The sequence below is a fragment of the Runella sp. SP2 genome (assembly GCF_003711225.1).
Lineage (GTDB): Bacteria > Bacteroidota > Bacteroidia > Cytophagales > Spirosomataceae > Runella.
This window is the reverse complement of record NZ_CP031030.1, coordinates 3,117,695-3,134,908: the sequence shown is the minus strand read 5'-3', so window position 1 is coordinate 3,134,908 and position 17,214 is coordinate 3,117,695. Positions and strand designations below refer to the sequence as shown.

General features: G+C 43.2%; 10 protein-coding genes. 6 read left to right on the top strand and 4 right to left on the bottom strand.

Annotation, left to right across the window (positions count from 1 at the left end; genetic code table 11):
• Positions 1-106: 106 nt before the first annotated feature.
• From DTQ70_RS13125 to DTQ70_RS13100, 6 genes are all read left to right on the top strand, one after another.
• On the top strand, positions 107-2,458 hold the full coding sequence (locus tag DTQ70_RS13125; RefSeq protein WP_122931223.1) for a prolyl oligopeptidase family serine peptidase: 2,352 nt from the start codon (positions 107-109) through the stop codon (positions 2,456-2,458).
• Positions 2,459-2,611: 153 nt separating this feature from the next.
• Entirely contained in the window at positions 2,612-3,457 is an 846-nt protein-coding gene (locus tag DTQ70_RS13120) for a hypothetical protein (RefSeq protein WP_122931222.1), read from the top strand.
• 74 nt (positions 3,458-3,531) lie between these two features.
• Positions 3,532-4,392 (top strand): Rpn family recombination-promoting nuclease/putative transposase, encoded by an 861-nt coding sequence (locus DTQ70_RS13115; protein WP_122931221.1) that lies wholly within the window; start codon positions 3,532-3,534, stop codon positions 4,390-4,392.
• Between the two features lie 137 nt (positions 4,393-4,529).
• On the top strand, positions 4,530-6,407 hold the full coding sequence (locus DTQ70_RS13110; protein WP_122931220.1) for a CocE/NonD family hydrolase: 1,878 nt from the start codon (positions 4,530-4,532) through the stop codon (positions 6,405-6,407).
• Between the two features lie 4 nt (positions 6,408-6,411).
• Positions 6,412-6,972, top strand: a complete 561-nt coding sequence (locus DTQ70_RS13105) for a pyridoxamine 5'-phosphate oxidase family protein (RefSeq protein ID WP_122931219.1) — start codon at positions 6,412-6,414, stop codon at positions 6,970-6,972.
• A 143-nt stretch (positions 6,973-7,115) separates the two neighbouring features.
• Positions 7,116-8,213 (top strand): TlpA disulfide reductase family protein, encoded by a 1,098-nt coding sequence (locus tag DTQ70_RS13100; RefSeq protein ID WP_122931218.1) that lies wholly within the window; start codon positions 7,116-7,118, stop codon positions 8,211-8,213.
• A gap of 131 nt (positions 8,214-8,344) precedes the next feature.
• Here the strand turns inward: DTQ70_RS13100 and DTQ70_RS13095 are convergent, their stop codons facing one another.
• The 4 genes from DTQ70_RS13095 to DTQ70_RS13080 all read right to left on the bottom strand — a co-directional run bounded on the left by DTQ70_RS13095 (position 8,345) and on the right by DTQ70_RS13080 (position 17,094).
• Complete coding sequence (locus DTQ70_RS13095) at positions 8,345-11,050, bottom strand: c-type cytochrome (RefSeq protein ID WP_122931217.1); 2,706 nt, start codon at positions 11,048-11,050, stop codon at positions 8,345-8,347.
• 180 nt (positions 11,051-11,230) lie between these two features.
• On the bottom strand, positions 11,231-12,742 hold the full coding sequence (locus tag DTQ70_RS13090) for a RagB/SusD family nutrient uptake outer membrane protein (RefSeq protein ID WP_122931216.1): 1,512 nt from the start codon (positions 12,740-12,742) through the stop codon (positions 11,231-11,233).
• Between the two features lie 31 nt (positions 12,743-12,773).
• Entirely contained in the window at positions 12,774-15,872 is a 3,099-nt protein-coding gene (locus tag DTQ70_RS13085; RefSeq protein WP_122931215.1) for a TonB-dependent receptor, read from the bottom strand.
• Positions 15,873-16,155: 283 nt separating this feature from the next.
• Positions 16,156-17,094, bottom strand: coding sequence for a sugar ABC transporter substrate-binding protein (locus DTQ70_RS13080; protein WP_122931214.1), 939 nt, complete (start codon positions 17,092-17,094; stop codon positions 16,156-16,158).
• Positions 17,095-17,214 lie beyond the last annotated feature (120 nt).

Genomic DNA, 17,214 nt, shown 5'->3' with positions numbered 1-17,214 from the left:
CGCAAAGACCAAGTAGGTCATCATTTTGTAAAAGAATGGGTAATTTTTGTTTGTTTTGGTAATTTAACGTCCCTATTCAAACACTAACTCTTCATCTTATAACTTTATGAGCCAAATTTTCCGCGCATTGTCACTTTGTTGCGCTGTTGTGGTGAGTTCATCTTCGTTGTTTGCCCAAAAACTCGCCCCCCTTTCCGTTGAAAAAATCATGCGTGACCCCAAATGGATGGGTGTAGCGCCTTCCAATCCTTTTTGGAGCGAAGACGGTAGCAAAGTTTATTTTAGTTGGAATCCCGACAAGACGACTAGCGATTCGTTGTACGTCTATGATGTCGCTTCAAAACAAACCCGCAAAGTAACGCCCCAAGAGCGTCGTGCCTTGCCAGGCCAATTTGGAGGAGCGTACAATCGGGCGTTTACCCAAAAATTATATGCCAAAAATGGCGATTTGTTTTGGTTGGATATTAAAACAAATCAAACCCGTCAGTTGACCAATACCGTCGAAAATGAGTCGGGGGTAACTTTTAGCGGTGACGAAACGAAAGCCGTTTTTCGCCGTGGATTAAACTTGTTTGCGCTGACGTTGGCTACAGGAGAGTTGGTACAATTGACTAATTTTCAAGCAGGCAACAAACGTCCAGAAGCCGTAACTGGTGAGCAAGAAAAATGGCTAAAAGCTGACCAATTGGCGATGTTTGAGATTTTAAAAGAACGTTCAGACAAGAAGAAAGAAGGCGATAAAATTGCTAAAGCCGACCTGCCAAAACGCCCGAAAGAAATTTACACGGGAGATGCTCAAGTTGATAATGTAACGCTTGCCCCTAAGAGTAACTTTATTACGTATCGTACCGTAAAAGCAGCGGCAGGAACGAAGCCGACGATTGTGCCTAACTACGTTACTGAATCAGGTTTTACCGAAGATATCCCTGCACGGACGAAAGTAGGGGTGGCCCAACCAACGTCGCAATTGTTTGTCTATAACATCGCGCGCGATACGGTTCTGGAGGTTTCGACCAAAGATTTGACAGGTATCAACGATAAACCCGACTATTTGAAGGATTACAAACAAGACACCACCAAAGCGAAAAAGCCAGCGGCGCGCAAAGTGAATTTTATGAGCTTGTCGTGGTCGGAAGATGGCAAGTATGCGGTCGTGATGGTGCGTTCGCAAGACAACAAAGACCGCTGGATTGCGCTGTTAGACCCTGCAACGGCTAAATTAAAAACCCTTGACCGCGTTCGCGACGAAGCGTGGGTAGGTGGCCCAGGAAGCTTTTGGTTAAATTGGATTGATAATGAGACGATTGTGTTTCACTCGGAAGCAACGGGTTACTCGCATTTGTACAGCGTCAACGTAGCCAACGGTACGCGTAAAACGTTGACGTCGGGGAAATTTGAAGTGCAGCAAGCGCAACTCTCGCGCGATAAAAAGTCAATTTATTTTACTTCCAACGAAGTTCACCCTGGTGAACAGCATTTCTACAAAATGTCAGTAGCAGGAGGTGAACGCACGGCATTGACTAAAATGACAGGAAACAATGACGCAACGCTTTCACCCGATGAGTCTAAACTTTTGATTCGTTATTCGTCGAGTACACAGCCTTGGGAGTTGTATTTGCAAGATAATCAGCCCAATGCGACCGCTGCCAAAATTACTAACTCCACTTCGGAAGAGTTTCGTAGTTATGCTTGGCGCGAGCCTCAGATTGTGACGGTAAAAGCCACCGACGGGACTGACGTATATGCACGTTTGTACGTTCCAAAAAAGAAAAACGGTGCGGCGGTGATTTTTGTCCACGGTGCGGGTTATTTGCAAAACGCCCACAAATGGTGGAGTCAATATTTCAGAGAGTACATGTTCCATAACTTATTGGTGGACATGGGCTATACGGTGCTTGACATGGACTACCGCGCTTCGGCAGGTTATGGCCGCGACGTGCGCACGGGCATTTACCGTTTTATGGGCGGAAAAGACCTCGACGATAACGTGGACGGCGCCAAGTATTTGGTTGAAAAACACGGTATCAATGCCAAACGCATTGGTATTTATGGTGGGTCGTACGGCGGTTTTATCACGTTGATGGCGATGTTTACTAAGCCAGGTGTTTTTGCGGCAGGTGCAGCGCTCCGTCCCGTGACCGATTGGGCAGCCTATAATCATGGTTATACGGCCAACATCCTAAATGAACCCCAAACCGATTCGTTGGCGTACCGTCGTAGTTCGCCTATTTACCATGCCGCAGGCTTGCAAGGGCATTTGTTGATTTGCCACGGAATGGTCGATGTCAACGTGCACATTCAGGATTCGTACCGTTTGGCGCAGCGCCTCATTGAGTTGAAAAAAGAAAACTGGGAAATGGCCTCGTACCCGATGGAAGACCACGGTTTTGTAGAACCCACCAGCTGGATGGACGAGTACAAACGTATCTTGAAGTTGTTTCAGGAGAAGTTGAAATAGGGGGCGTTACTAACGCCTTTCCTGATAGTGCTCGTTGCAAACGAGCACTATCAGGATTGCATCTCCAGATAATATACATTGAGGTTATATTTTCGGATTGCCAGCGGCAAAGGGAAAGCACTGTCAAGTAAGTTTAAATAAGATTTGATAAAAATGGAATTATATTACTTTAGTATACCTGGTGGAGAATTTACTGATAATTTGGCAGGGCCTTATAGCATTGATGAAATAATGAAGGCCATATCTGGTTATGACGATTATTTAGACAACCTGGCATTTTTAACTATTCCGTTTAAATATGAAGGAAAATTATACGAGGACGAATTAATTATTTTCTTTAATTCAGATACTGTTTTATTCGATATAACTAAAAAATCTATAAAAGTTACTGATATTTCGGAAATACAAGAGTTGTTAGAAAAAAATGCTCAAATCTACGAAGTTAATAGAGGTGAAAAATTGCCTTCGTTTATTAAATTGTTCCCTTCTCTTAATGAGATTTTTTCCATGCCCAATGATATACATGATAAGTTTTGTTTTCCTATACTTTCTGTCCATCTTAGTAAAATAAACCCTCAATGGAAAGAGTGGGCACATTTGGTGATTCCTTCAAGCTACTGGTCAATCAATTATGATGAAACTGTAGCCAAGAAGTTTGAAGGTTGGGATAGTCATTATGATTTTATTTGTTTACTTGAAGAGAGTTGTAAATACATAATTGAGCAGGGAAATGAGTATTTGGTAAGAGACGAAGCTGATACCGATCTTGAATTTCTAAAACATGATTATAAACATTTTTGGGAATCTAATATATCATTAACTTTAAGAATCGGAGGGAAATATGATGACTGGTACAGAAAACAACATGATGCTACTTATTTCACCAATAATGATTCAAAAATTGTACATATAGTTAGTGCTGATATATTTGGTGCTAATATTCATCTTTTTTATCAGCCTGAACATAAACGAATTGTTCAATTTGCTCAATACGGATAATCTTATAATTAGGGAAGAACAGTTAAATCTTTGTATAGTGCAGGCATATTATTGATTTTGTATAGCTTTGCTGTATGGAAATAGCAAATGACAACGGCAGATTCATCTCAATACTCTCAGATTACGGTTTTAAGGCTACTTTTGGCAATGAAAGTGATACTACTTTTCTTAAGAAAGCGCTTCAAGCCTTGATTGACTCCCCTTTTCCAATAAGAGAAGTTACTTTTATCAAAAATGAACTTACTGCTATTACAGTTGATAGCCGAAGTGGTATTTATGACATCGCTTGTATTGATGAAAATGATAATCATTTCATTGTTGAAATGCAGCTGAGTGAATATCCTGAATTTATTCAACGCATGAAATTTTATGCTTTGCATCGTTTCAACACCTTGGTAAAAAAAGGAGAATATCGCTTTGAAAATTTGCCTAAAATTTATTGTATCGGAATTTTAGCAAAGACCATATTTTTGGAAATAGCTGATTACCATAATATTGCAATACTTCGCAACGCCCAAAATGAAACTATTGACGACCAGTTAACGTTTGTTACGGTAGAATTGGATAAATTTTTGAAACGAGTGAAGGAAGTTGAAAGTGATTTAGATAAACTGATTTACACGATGAAAAACTTACATACAATTACCGAAGCATCACAGTTTCCTAAGTTTTGGAACGAGGAATGGCTAAAAAGAGCTATTTTAGAGGTTGATTTACGAAATATGACTCCAGAGCAAAAATTAGCTTATGAAATGACACTTTCAGCTAATGCGTTGGCGGTGAAAAATGAGAATAAGAAAATTGATGCAGTTAAAGAGTCATTCGTTGTAAGTTTAATTGAACAAACTGATTTTGATGATGAAAAGATAGCAGATTTGTCTAGCACATCAATTGAGTTTGTAACGAGAGTGAGAAAAAAAACTCTCAGCCGATAAGTAATTGGACTCCTTCTCAACTTGACAGTATTCTTCTACGGTCTTCATATTCTGATAGTAAATACACATTAAAATCGCTGGTACTTCATCTTTAAATGAGTGAAGTACCATTTTTGTTTTATCACCAAACTAATCACATGAGAAAACTCAATTATCTTCTCCTTGTCACACTTCTTGTTTCGCTTGGCACCAGAGCGCAGGATGAAATCCTAAAAAAACTCGAAGCCATTGCGGTCATCGACCAAAAAGTGATGATGCCCATGCGCGATGGCGTGCGCTTGGCAACCGACATTTATCGACCTAAAGGCGATAAGCCCGTTCCCATTATTTTTTCACGAACACCGTACAATTTTAACTCGTGGGGGAACGGTGAAATGCGTACAGGAACCTACCAAGCGGCCTACGAAGCCGTTCGGAGAGGATATGCGTATGTGGTTCAAAATGAGCGCGGTCGTTTCTTCTCAGAAGGTACGTGGGACATTTTAGGCACACCGCTAACGGATGGCTACGATGCCTTTGAATGGATGTCGAAACAACCGTGGAGTAATGGTAAAATCGGGACGTTGGGTTGTTCGTCTACGGCAGAATGGCAAATGGCGGTGGCCTCGCTCAACCACCCTGCTCATGCTGCCATGATTCCCCAAGGATTTGGCGCGGGAGTGGGCAAAGTAGGAGAATTTTGGGAGCAAGGCAACTGGTACCGTGGGGGAGCACAACAAATGTTGTTTACAGCTTGGTTGTACGGCACTCAAAACGACGCTATTCGCCCCGAGTTTCCTAAGAATGCCACCCAAGAGCAGTTGGTGCGCGTATCACGCTATTTTGATTTAGCGACCGAAATGCCTCCCGTCGATTGGTCGAAAGCCCTGCGTCACTTGCCCGTTTCGGACATTATCAAAAACGTGAATGGACAACAAGGGGTATATGAAAACATGATTCGCCGTAAACCGAATGACCCTGAGTGGTTTAAGGGTGGGTTGTATCACGATAATATGCCGTTCACTAAGCCAAGTTACTGGTTTGTTTCGTGGTACGATGTGTCGTCGAGTCCAAATCTGGCGTTGTTTAACCACGTTCGTAAAAATGCCAAAACCAAAGAAATTGCGGATAATCAGTTTTTAGTCATTGCGCCTACGCTCCACTGTGCCTACAAACGAGCATCTGAAAACACCATCGTGGGCGAACGCAGCGTAGGCGATGCCCGCTTGGACTACGACAGCATGACCTACGGTTGGTTTGACCTTCATTTGAAAGGAGAAGCCAATGGTTTTGCCGAAAAAACGCCCCGCGTTAAGTACTACACCATGGGTTCAAATAAATGGCAATCGTCGGATACTTGGCCGCCTGCTAGTGCCGAAATGACGACCTATTATTTGAACAGCGGTGGCCGCGCCAATAGCTTGCACGGAGACGGAAAATTGACAACGCAGCCTTTGACGAAAGACGATAAAATGGACTCATTCACCTACGACCCAGCGTATCCAGTGCCTTCGTACGGGGGCAATGTGTGTTGTACGGGCAATGCCGTTCAGGGTGGTTCGTTTGACCAACACCAAATGGAATCACGCAATGATATTTTGGTTTATACCACCGAACCGTTCAAAGATGGGGTAGAGGTGACAGGTTCCATCGAAACGACGTTGTACGTATCTTCGGATGCCAAGGATACCGATTTTACGGTGAAAATCTTGGATGTATATCCTGATGGCAAGGCGTATAATTTGGACGAAACCATTTTGCGCGCTCGTTACCGTGAAGGTTTTGACAAAGAAGTGATGATGGAAAAAGGTAAAGTTTACAAACTTACCCTCAGCCCGATGTCCACTTCCAACTATTTCGCCCCAGGCCACAGCATTCGGATTGAGGTTTCGAGCAGTAATTTTCCTCGTTTTGAACGAAATTTGAACACAGGTGGTAATAACTATGATGAGAAACAAGGCGTGGTGGCACATAACCAAATTCACCATTCTACGCTTTACCCGTCACAAATCCGTTTGCCAATCGTAAAAAAATAACAACGTGGGAAAGTTTTATCCAAAAATCGAAGAAGCGCATCGGGCGTTTGTCGATAAGCAGCACCTATTTTTTGTCGCTACGGCGCCGAGTAGTACAGAAGGTCATGTCAACCTTTCACCAAAGGGAGTGGACAGTTTTCGAATCCTCTCCGATACGGAAGTGGGATACATGGACTTGATAGGAAGTGGAAACGAAACCTCGGCGCATACCCTTGAAAATGGGCGAATTACGTTCATGTTTTGTTCGTTTGATAAAACTCCCAATATTTTGCGCTTCTACGGTCGCGGAAAAGTCGTTTTACCCAATACGCCAGAGTGGGAAAAGTACGCCCCTCAGTTTACGACCTATCCAAGTACGCGCCAGCTCATCATTGCCGAAATCAACCTTGTTCAGACCTCTTGCGGGTTTGGTATCCCGTTGTTTGACTACGTGGGCGAGCGTTCGATTCACTTTGATTGGGCTGAGAAAAAAGGCGAAGAAGGATTACGTGACTACGTTGGAGAAAAGAACCTGATTAGCCTCGACGGCCTTCCCACCCATTGGGAACAGGAGTTGGGGAAATAGGGTTTGGTTTATAGCTAGCCCTTCCAAGTTTTTGAAACTTGGAAGGGCTTTTTTATTAATTATATATATTAAAATTGTATATATAATATATTTATCTTTGTTGATAATCAGGGCTTTAATGATTATTAAAAATACTTACTACGATGAAATCTTTTCTATTTGCCGTACTTCTCTTAGTTCCCATTTTCCTTTGGGCTCAAAGTAATTATCGAATCGAAGGAGAATTAAAGAATGTGGATGCCAAAGCCAAAATTTATGTAGTTTACGGAGTCGGGGCTGTTGGGCATACGGATTCCGCGCAGATTCATAATGGGAAATTTGTTGTTACTGGAACCATAAATCGACCCTACTATGGATGGATTTCGACTGGGAAAGCTTCTATTAGGCTTTACATTGAACCAGGCACTACTACGGTGGTTAGTGCTGACTCCATTGAAAACGCAGTTGTGATTTCACCCATGAACATTGACCATCAAAGACTTAAAATAGCACTTAAATCCACCGAAGACCAGTGGAAACAAATAGTAAAAGAATATCAATCAGCTTCCTCCGAACAAAAAGCTCAGCAAGCGTTTACTAATGCGTTTGTGAAACAGCAGGATTTGCTCAACGACAAAATTTGGCAAATTAAAGCCAAGTTTATAAAGGAAAATACCACTTCGATGCTTAGCCTGAGTCTTTTGGAAGAATATTCAAATTTCACCTATAGCGATATTTCTGAATTAGAGCCGATGTACACCGCCTTGTCAGAGGAAATAAAAAGCAGTAAACTAGGAAAGGATTACGCAAAATTATTAACCCTCATTAAAACGGTTTCGGTAGGAGCAGTTGCTCCTGATTTTACTCAGCCAGATACTTCAGGGAAATCGGTGACTTTAAGCAGTTTTCGAGGAAAATATGTATTGGTTGATTTTTGGGCAAGTTGGTGTGGCCCTTGTCGAGCGGAAAATCCAAACCTTGTTAAAAATTATCATCAATACAAAGACAAAAACTTTACCATTTTAGGAGTATCGTTGGATAGACCCAATGGGAGAGAAGCTTGGTTGAATGCAATACACAAAGATCGTCTTGAATGGACGCATGTTTCGGAGTTAAAAGTATGGCAATCAGACATAGTCAAACAATACAATATTCAGGTTGTTCCTCAAAATTTCTTGATTAATCCTGAGGGCAAAATCATTGCAAAAAACTTACAAGGTGAGAACTTGAATAAAAAACTCGCTGAAATTTTCAGTAAATAATTTCATCTGCGGAAATCTGCGACTTTAAATCTGCGCCAATCTGCGGGTAAAACTTTAAACAAACTTCGCTAACACTTAAAAGAAAAGGGAGGCCATGCGGCCTCCCTTTTTGATATGGACAGTTGTCAGTGTTACTTGTCGCCTTTCTGAGCGTCACCAGATTTAGTCGCAAAAACGGCATTTTTCTCGTTTCCACCTGCCATCAAGTAGGCCATCAAGTCCTTCAATTCTTCTTCATTTAGGCTATTAATCAAATTGCCATACATGATAGAAACAGGAGAGTACTTGTGTGAAGCAACGTTTTTCTTGAGCAACTTTACCGTTTTTTCGGGCTCATACGGGTTTTGTGACACGTAGAACGCATTAGCATCTTCGTTGGTCAAACGACCCACGATAGACTCGCCATTTTTGAGCGTAAAGTGCGTTGCTGCGTATTGGTCTGACACGCTCTTATTAGGTTCAATAATTGCCTCTAACATGTCTTTGGTAGAGAAACGCGTACCCAATTGTGTCAAGTCTGGTCCGATACTTCCACCTTCTCCACGCATACTGTGGCAACGGTTACAAGTGATGGCTTCGTACATGTTTTTACCGTTTTCAAAGTTACGGCCTGTCAATTTACCATCTACGGCGGCTGTGGCATTATCAAGTTTCCACTGGCGACCTGGGCCTTTCGGATAAGTTACTTTTGCAATATCATTTCCATTTTTACTCAATAACTCAGCACCCGAAAGCTTGTCGTAGTAGGCCGTTTTACCTTCTGGTACGTTTTTCAAGGCTAGTTTACGCGCACGGTCAATAAAACCAACGTAGCTACGACCACCTTTATAGCTAAACGCCTTGTTGAACCACTTGAAATACTTCTCGTGAAGCTCAGGCGTCCAACCGTTTTTAGCTACGCTCAACATCGTTGCATAGAAAGTCTGTTGTGCAGGGGGCATGCTCTTCAACATGTCGGCAATGTCTAAGCCGTATTGGGGGTTACGCATGATCAACTCAGCCGATGCTGTCGCCGTTTCACCACCAGCGGTAAGGTTGGTTGGTTGTTCTTTTGCTTCAAGTAATGCGAGTGTTTTTGCCACTACACCAGGCGCATCTAGCGTGACGAGCACTTTGCTAAGTCCACGGTTAATATCAGCGTTGGTTGAAGGGTAGAACGGATTAAAATACTTGTTAACCAATGCTGTGGTAGCGGCATCAGGATTGCCCATACGAAGTAAAACAAGTTCTACAGCCCGTAAAATATCAACTTGTTGAGACTCGGTCAAGCCTTTGAAGTTGATTCCCGTAAGACCTTTGAGAATTGCATTTTTTTGGTCGGCTTTACCAAGTCTTGCCAAGGCAATAGAAGCATTGATAAGCGAAATCGGATCTTTCTCGCTAAGAGCGCGGTCTTGCCACTCGGCTACGGGCTGATTTTCAATCGCAACGCGGGCCGCATAGCGAATATGACGATCAGGGTGTTTCAAGTAAGGCCAAGCAGTTGCAACAGCGCTAGGGTTGACAGTTGCATGGAAGCGTTCCAAACTTCTTCTCAATTCATTGTCTTTATTAATCGGTGTAGCGGCTACAGGGGCTGTACTTTCGCTGCCCTCATAATATACACGGTATAAATCTGACTCAAGACGGCGACCACCAGTAAGGAAGTACAAGGCACCATCTGGACCAATCGCACCGTCGGTCAAAGGAAGCGGAATCCCCGACAAAAACTCTTCGCGTTCACCTGCATACGTTGAGCCTGATGGCTTAAGGTGAATAGCGTGCATAATCCCAAAGCTCCAGTCAAAAGCCAACAATGTTTTTTTGTATTTGGCAGGAAACTTAGCATCTTTCAAGTGAATAAGGTTGGTTGGAGAACCTTGACCGATGTTTACAATGGCGGGAAGGTTGTCGGGCCAAGTCGCTGACCATTTTGCGGTTCCAGTTCTCCATCCAAATTCCAATCCACTTGTAACGTGTGCAATACGTGTAGGGCGGTACCAAGGGAGCCCAAAATCCCATTCCATATCCGAATCGTATGTAAACAAATCACCCACTTCATTAAAGGCAATATCATAGGGGTTACGGAAGCCTGATGCAATCATTTCCCATTTTTTTCCATCTGGGTCAATGTTGGCTATCCATCCTGCGGGCACTTTAGGTTCGGCATCGTGGCCACGGGGATCTTTAATCATCGGCAACAAGTTGTCATCCTGCCATACGGCGGGTAAACGGTATTTATCCATGGCAGGAGGTTGGGTAAAGTTACCTGCAACGATATAAATAGATTGTTTGTCGGGTGATAAAATGATACTGTGAGGCCCGTGTTCACCTTCACCTTTAAATTCTTTTATCGTCGTTACCTTATCAAACTGCTCATCACCATCGGTGTCAAACAAACGATACAAGCCACTACCTCTGGAGAATTTGGCATTGCTACGGTTGTTAATCATGACGTACAAGCTATTGAAAGCATACAACAGTCCTTGAGCATATCCCATCCCGACGGTATCAGTCGTCATCGCTTTAGGGATAGTGAGTTTCTCCACCGTTGGGGCGGTGCTTCCTGAGCCAATGGCAGGGATTTTCAAGCGAAATAAGCCGCCATACTGGTCAGAAACAATCATTCGACCTTTGTCATCAAAAGTCATGGATACCCAAGAACCCTCTTTATTGTCCGAAGGGCTGTACAAATGCTCTGCTTTAAAACCAGGCTGAAGACGAAGCTTCTCTACCTTCGGGTTGTCGCGGCCGTTGACAGCGGGCTCCGTTTTGTTGAGGATTGTAAAAGACGCCGCTAGTGTAAACAGGGCGGAAGCCACTAGAAATGCGCGGATAGAGCGGTGTTTAGTGAACATAGGAATAGAAATATGGATACAAATTTAAGTTCAACGTTCTAATGGGTGGAATCGTAACTGTACTGTAAAAGATACTTTAATACCTTATTTTACCTTAATCTTTGAAAAATAGGCTACGTAGCCCTCCATGAATCAAAAAAACTTCGAGCCGACTGCGGCAATCGGCTCGAAGGAAAATAACTAGAAATTAGGACTCAAGTCAGCTTCCGCAGCAGGAAGCCCATAGTAAGGGGTTATGTTGGTGAAAGCATCGGCTGGTACGAAACCTTCCGCAGGGAAATAGTAACGTGCTTTATTTGCCTTCACTCGGTCGCCGTATGCTTTAATGACAGTTTCCAAACGACCTGTGCGAACCAAATCGTGCAAACGCTTCGACTCAAATGCCAACTCCACACGGCGCTCTTGATAAACGGCATCGCGGAGGGCTGCTTGGGTAGTAGCTGTGGTATTGGCCAAACCTGCACGTGTACGAACTTGATTGAGGAAAGGAGTTGCATCGGCAAGTTTATTTTGCTCAATCAACGCTTCCGCCAAGAACAATAACACTTCAGAATAGCGGTAAATTGGCCAGTTCATGCCGTGATTGTTGTGCAATGCGTGAGGTTTCGCGTATTTTTTAATGTACGGGAAAGTCTTATCCGCATGTAATGCTCCACTCAACGTAATCATCCCGATGGTAGCCTCTTTACGCTTATCACCCGCTTCGTAAGCTTCAATCAAATCGGGGGTTGGAATATTATTGCCTTCTCCTGATAATGGTTGCGCATTACTTGTACCTGTAATGGTAACGAGTTCGTTGGCGGCGATTGGGTAAGGAACCATGTTGTACAAAAAGTTACCATTAAGCCCAGCCGAACCTTCCAAATACTGTACTTCAAAAACTGATTCTTTGGTGTTTTTGTTACCCGTACTGGTTGAGAAAGCATCACCATAGTTAGGCATCAAACTGTATTCATTGCTCGAAACAATGGCACGAAGTTGGGTTTCAGCATCTGTCCACTTTTTCTGAATCATATAGACGTTTGCTAACAACGCACGAGCCGAACCCGATGTAGCGCGGCCTGCTTCCTGGGCCGATTTAGCGGGAAGTAAACCAATGGCGTCTGTGGCATCTTTGATGATTTGAGCATACAACTGATCACCAGTAGCAAGTGCGGCAGCTGCTTCCGAACGGTTGCCTACTGGAGTAAGTTGTAAAGGTGCACGGTTGAAATAACGCGCCAAATCCAAATACCCCAATGCTCTTAGAAACAGGGCCTGTCCTTTTACGTTCTTTTTGGTGGCATCTGGGATGGTAGAGGCATCAATCAAGGCCAATACCTGATTCGCCCGCGCAATCATCAAGAAGTTTTGACGATAGACTGTTAACACGTTACCATTGGTAGTAATACCATTGGCCGTCGGTACGTTAAAGTCTGCCAAGTTCGACTGGTTTTCGGTAGCTCCGAAGAGTACGTTACGCACATACCGCGCATTGTCAGAATGTTGTTCTGATAGCAGGTGAGATGTGATATTGTGTATCGTACGCAAAGGAACATAAGCGGCATTGACAGCCTGAATAAAGTCAGACTCTGTCTTGAAAAAAGTGGCCGAACTAAGGGCTGTTTCGGGCGTTACGGTAAGAAATTCGTCGGTGTTGCAACTAAAAGCACCCAAGCTTAACGCAATAGAAAATATGATGGATTTTTTCATGTCATTCAGTGATTTTGGTTAAACCGTTGGTTTAGAAGTTAAAGTTGATACCAATGGTTGATGTACGTGGAACAGGGTAGTTGAACAAGTCAACACCTGGGCTTAGGTTACCACCGTCGCCGCCACCATCTTGCTGAGCACTGGTTTCAGGGTTAGATCCACCCCAGTACTTCGTAAACACTACTGCTTGTTGGATAGAAGCATAGATACGTGCCGAACGGAACACTTTGTTTGGCTTGTTGATGGTATAACCAACCGTGATGTTTTTGATGGTAAAGAAAGACGCATCAGCTACAAAACGGCTATTTTGCCAGTCACGCTCAATACCTGTTACAGTACCACCACCTACGGTAGTTCCGTAGAATCCTTTCCCAGGATTTGCTTCTGAACGCCAACGATATTTTACTTCTTCGTGTAGGTTGAATACCCCGTCAAGGTTAGCAGTACTGTACAAGTGACGAACCCATAGTTGGTTGCCTTGTGAACCTGAACCCACCACACTGAAATCAAAGTTGCCATACGTTAAATTAGTGGTAAGGCCGTAAGTAAATGTTGGGAATGGATTACCCAAAATGGTACGGTCGTCTTTGTCGCCACCGTTGGTAATTACACCGTCACCGTTGATGTCAACAAGTTTGATTGTTCCTACAAAAGAACGTCCAGGAACAATAGGTGAGTTTTTGAGGTCTTCTGCATTCTGATATACCCCATTTGCTTGGTGTCCGTAGAATTGTCCAAAAGGATAACCAACGCGAGTGATGTGGTGCAAACCATACACACGGTCAATACCATCAGCCAAGGCAAGTACTTTGTTACGGTTGAAAGAAATGTTACCATTTACGTTCCACTTGAGCTTGCTTGTGCTAAGAATACGCGTGTTAAGCGAGATTTCATGTCCCCAAAACTTAATCTCACCAATGTTGTCATTGAAGTTACCAAAGCCTGATTCCTGTGGAATCTGAACGGCATACAACAAGTTGGTTGTATTTTTGGTATAGTAGTCGTAAGTTAATTGGAAACGGTCATTGAGGAAACCAATGTCAAATCCTAAGTCGATTTGGCGAGTTGTTTCCCATCCAAGATTGGCGTTAGCAAGTGATGTTACTGCTGCACCTGGGGCTACGTTGCTTCCAAAAACTGCGTTTACGGTGTTGTTGATAAGGGCGTACTGTGTATAGTTACCAATGTTGTTGTTACCTGTAACACCGATACTTGCTCTTACTTTAGCAAACGAGATTTTGTCGAAAGTTTTCATGAAATCTTCGTCCGAAACAACCCATCCTGCTGATAACGATGGGAAAGTACCCCAGCGGTTGTTTGAACCAAAACGAGAAGAACCATCGCGACGAATAGAGGCCGTGAAGAGGTATTTTCCTTTGTAGTTATAGGTCAAACGTGAAAGTAATGAAGTCAATCTCCATTCTTGTACGTTGCTGTTGGTACCACCACGAGCGATGTTGATGGCTCCTTGAATCGTTGGAAGGCGGTCGTCCGAGTAAGTATCTGCTTGAATACGGCTCGACTCACTGCGGAAGCTTTGGTTGGTATAACCTGCCAAAAGTTCAAAGTTGTGGTCGTTGAATGACTTAGAATAAGTAGCCAAGTTTTCGTTCAGCCAACCAAAGTTATCCGTGGATTGACGAATCGAAACGGCCGTTACAGGCACGGCAGTGTTGATGGCACTCGTTGCAGTAGATGGATTAAAGAAGAAGAACTTCTGGTTAAGCAATTCTACGTTCATCGACGACTTAAACGTCAAGCCTTTGATGGGGCTATACGAAATGTAAGCGTTAGAAAGCAAGTTGGTTTGTCTTGTTTCGTTCTTCAATTCATACGCAGCACGCACCCAGTTTGGATACGCAAAGATGTTACCTGTGCTAGATGGGAAACGGTTGAAAAGGGTCAAGTCACCTTTTTCGTCATAAATAGGCATGATTGGCCACGTGTGAATGGCATTGAACAAAATACCAGTACCACGGTCACCATCCGTACGAGGCGTGTTGTCAAAAACGTACTGAGGCGCAACGTTCATTCCAATCGTTACTTTATCCGAAACCTTGTACTCGCTGTTCAAACGGAGAGAGTAACGCTGATATTTAGTGTTTAATACCACCCCTTCTTGGTTAAATACCCCAGCTACAAGCGATGTATTTACTTTATCTTTATTTGAAGTAACAGTCAGGTTATAGCTTTGAACCGGCGCACGGCGGAGGAGGGCATCATACCAGTCATTGTTTTTGCCTTCGTATTGAGAAGGGTTTTGGAATTCAACTGGCACTGGAAGTTTAGAGTCTTCGTAATGTTCTTTCTTAAACTGAGCAAACTCAACGGCATCCATCATTGCAAAACGTCCTTTTTTAGGCACTACCTGCGTTCCTGTAAACACGTTAAAACTTACGTTTGTTTGTCCGTTTTTGCCTCTTTTTGTGGTGATAAGCACTACCCCGTTGGCTGCACGAGAACCGTACAATGAAGTAGAAGCCGCATCTTTCAAAATCGAAATGTCTTCAATTTCGTCAGGGTTAAGTGCGCCAATATTACCCGTGATAGGAAAGCCATCAACGACATAAAGTGGGTCACTTCCACCAGAAACCGAAAGCTGCCCACGAATACGAATGTTCATCCCAACACCAGGCTTACCCGTTGTTTGGTTGATTTGAACCCCCGCAACTTGTCCTTGGAGCTTTTGCCCAATTTGTGATACAGGCAAATCTTTGATTTCTTTTGAAGAAATGGTTTGCACCGCACCTGTTACTTCTTTCTTTGTTTGGCTACCATAACCTACGACCACAACTTCATTCAAAATTTTGTCATTCGTTTCGAGTGTCACGTTAATGGTTGTTTGTGAACCTACTGAAACTTCTTTGGTAAGATACCCGATGTAGCTAAATACAAGGGTTGAGCCGTTGGGTACGTCAAGTTTGTAGTTTCCGTCGGCATCTGAATTGGTACCACGGGTGGTGCCCTTGATGGCGACGTTTACTCCAACAAGACTTTCTCCGTCTTTGGCAGAGATTTTTCCCTTAATGGCGTTTTGGGCAAATGAGCTGGTAGCTACAAGTAAGAGTAAGGCAATGATGCCTACACACAAGTTGCCTCTACCCTGAAGTAGGATAAACTTTTTTTGCATGGTGTAAAAAATTAAGTGTTTATAAATAAATAGAATGGTACCAAGGCTTTAAATAATTCTATAAATCCCTGACATTATACAAATATGGTTTATGTGGCTGAGAGAACTATCCTATGCAATCCTGTATCATTGGTATAAAAAAAGGGGATAAACCGTTTTTGCATGGTTTCCCCCTTTTTTAATTTTATTAAATCTGTATTTTTCAGCTAGTTACTGAATTTTGGCCATTGGTGTTGATTGAAAAAATGTGATTTTGTTTTTAAAAAATATTTCTTTTTCTGTACTATTTTAGGAACGTTTCTACGTTTTCCTTGGTCACGAGCTGAAAGGGAATTAAGGTTTGTTTTTCAAATTTTTCCCCTTTTACAATTTTAACGGCCGTTTCGAGGGCATTGGCACCTTGCTGCTGGGCGTTTTGGAATACAGTTGCGTTAAGTGTCCCTTTTTTGACGGCTTGTAGCGCGTCTGGAATGGCATCAATACTGACCACAATGACTTTGTCTTTCATGCCAGCTGCCGTCAGGGCATTCACAGCACCCATGCCCATTTCGTCGTTTTGGGCAAAAACGGCATTGACATTTGCGCCGTAAGATTGAATCCAGTTTTCCATGAGCGACATGGCCTTGGCGCGGTCCCACTCGGCGGTTTGGTGGGCAAGTAGTTTTAGATTAGGGTTCTTTTGAAGGATTTCTCGCGCGCCTTGTTCCCGTTTAATTTGGGCGGCTTGTCCCATGTAGCCGTGCATCATCAAAATGTTGCCTTTTCCGCCGAGTTTTTCCGCAATATAATTCATCGCAATCCGCGCCGATTCCACATCATCTGAACCCACAAAAGCAGTAGGGGCGGCACTGGTTTCCGAATTGACATTAACAATGGGGATTTTAGCGGCCAATGCCTTGGTCACTGCGGGCGAACTGGCTTCTACTTCGCAGGGATTCATGATGATGGCATCGACTTTCTGCGCAATGAAGCTTTCGACTTGTTCGACTTGCTTTAAAGCCGAGCGCTCAGCATCAACGACGATGAGTTCAACGCCCATTTCTTGGGCTTTTTTCTCAATTTCATCGCTTACTTTCACGATAAACTCATTTTGCATACTGAGCATCGTCACCCCAATCTTCATTTTTTTGCCACCGCTGGCTTCTTTGTTGTCGCTGCTACCTTGTCCGCAACCTGCCAATAATAAAGCGCAGAGCGCCGAACCGATTAATGTACGTTTCATTGTGTTCTGTAATGTTTATAAATAATGTCAGTGAATAATAATAACCACAAAGTACTCAAAGAATGGCACAAAGTTCACAAAGGTTCTTCGTGTGCATTGTGGGCTAGAAGCCTAATAATA

Excerpts from the sequence above, each read along its gene's own strand:
- DTQ70_RS13085 (WP_122931215.1), bottom strand. The coding sequence starts at position 15,872 with ATGCAAAAAAAGTTTATCCTACTTCAGGGTAGAGGCAACTTGTGTGTA.
- DTQ70_RS13115 (WP_122931221.1), top strand. The coding sequence starts at position 3,532 with ATGGAAATAGCAAATGACAACGGCAGATTCATCTCAATACTCTCAGAT.
- DTQ70_RS13095 (WP_122931217.1), bottom strand. The coding sequence starts at position 11,050 with ATGTTCACTAAACACCGCTCTATCCGCGCATTTCTAGTGGCTTCCGCC.
- DTQ70_RS13125 (WP_122931223.1), top strand. The coding sequence starts at position 107 with ATGAGCCAAATTTTCCGCGCATTGTCACTTTGTTGCGCTGTTGTGGTG.
- DTQ70_RS13080 (WP_122931214.1), bottom strand. The coding sequence starts at position 17,094 with ATGAAACGTACATTAATCGGTTCGGCGCTCTGCGCTTTATTATTGGCA.
- DTQ70_RS13120 (WP_122931222.1), top strand. The coding sequence starts at position 2,612 with ATGGAATTATATTACTTTAGTATACCTGGTGGAGAATTTACTGATAAT.
- DTQ70_RS13110 (WP_122931220.1), top strand. The coding sequence starts at position 4,530 with ATGAGAAAACTCAATTATCTTCTCCTTGTCACACTTCTTGTTTCGCTT.
- DTQ70_RS13090 (WP_122931216.1), bottom strand. The coding sequence starts at position 12,742 with ATGAAAAAATCCATCATATTTTCTATTGCGTTAAGCTTGGGTGCTTTT.
- DTQ70_RS13100 (WP_122931218.1), top strand. The coding sequence starts at position 7,116 with ATGAAATCTTTTCTATTTGCCGTACTTCTCTTAGTTCCCATTTTCCTT.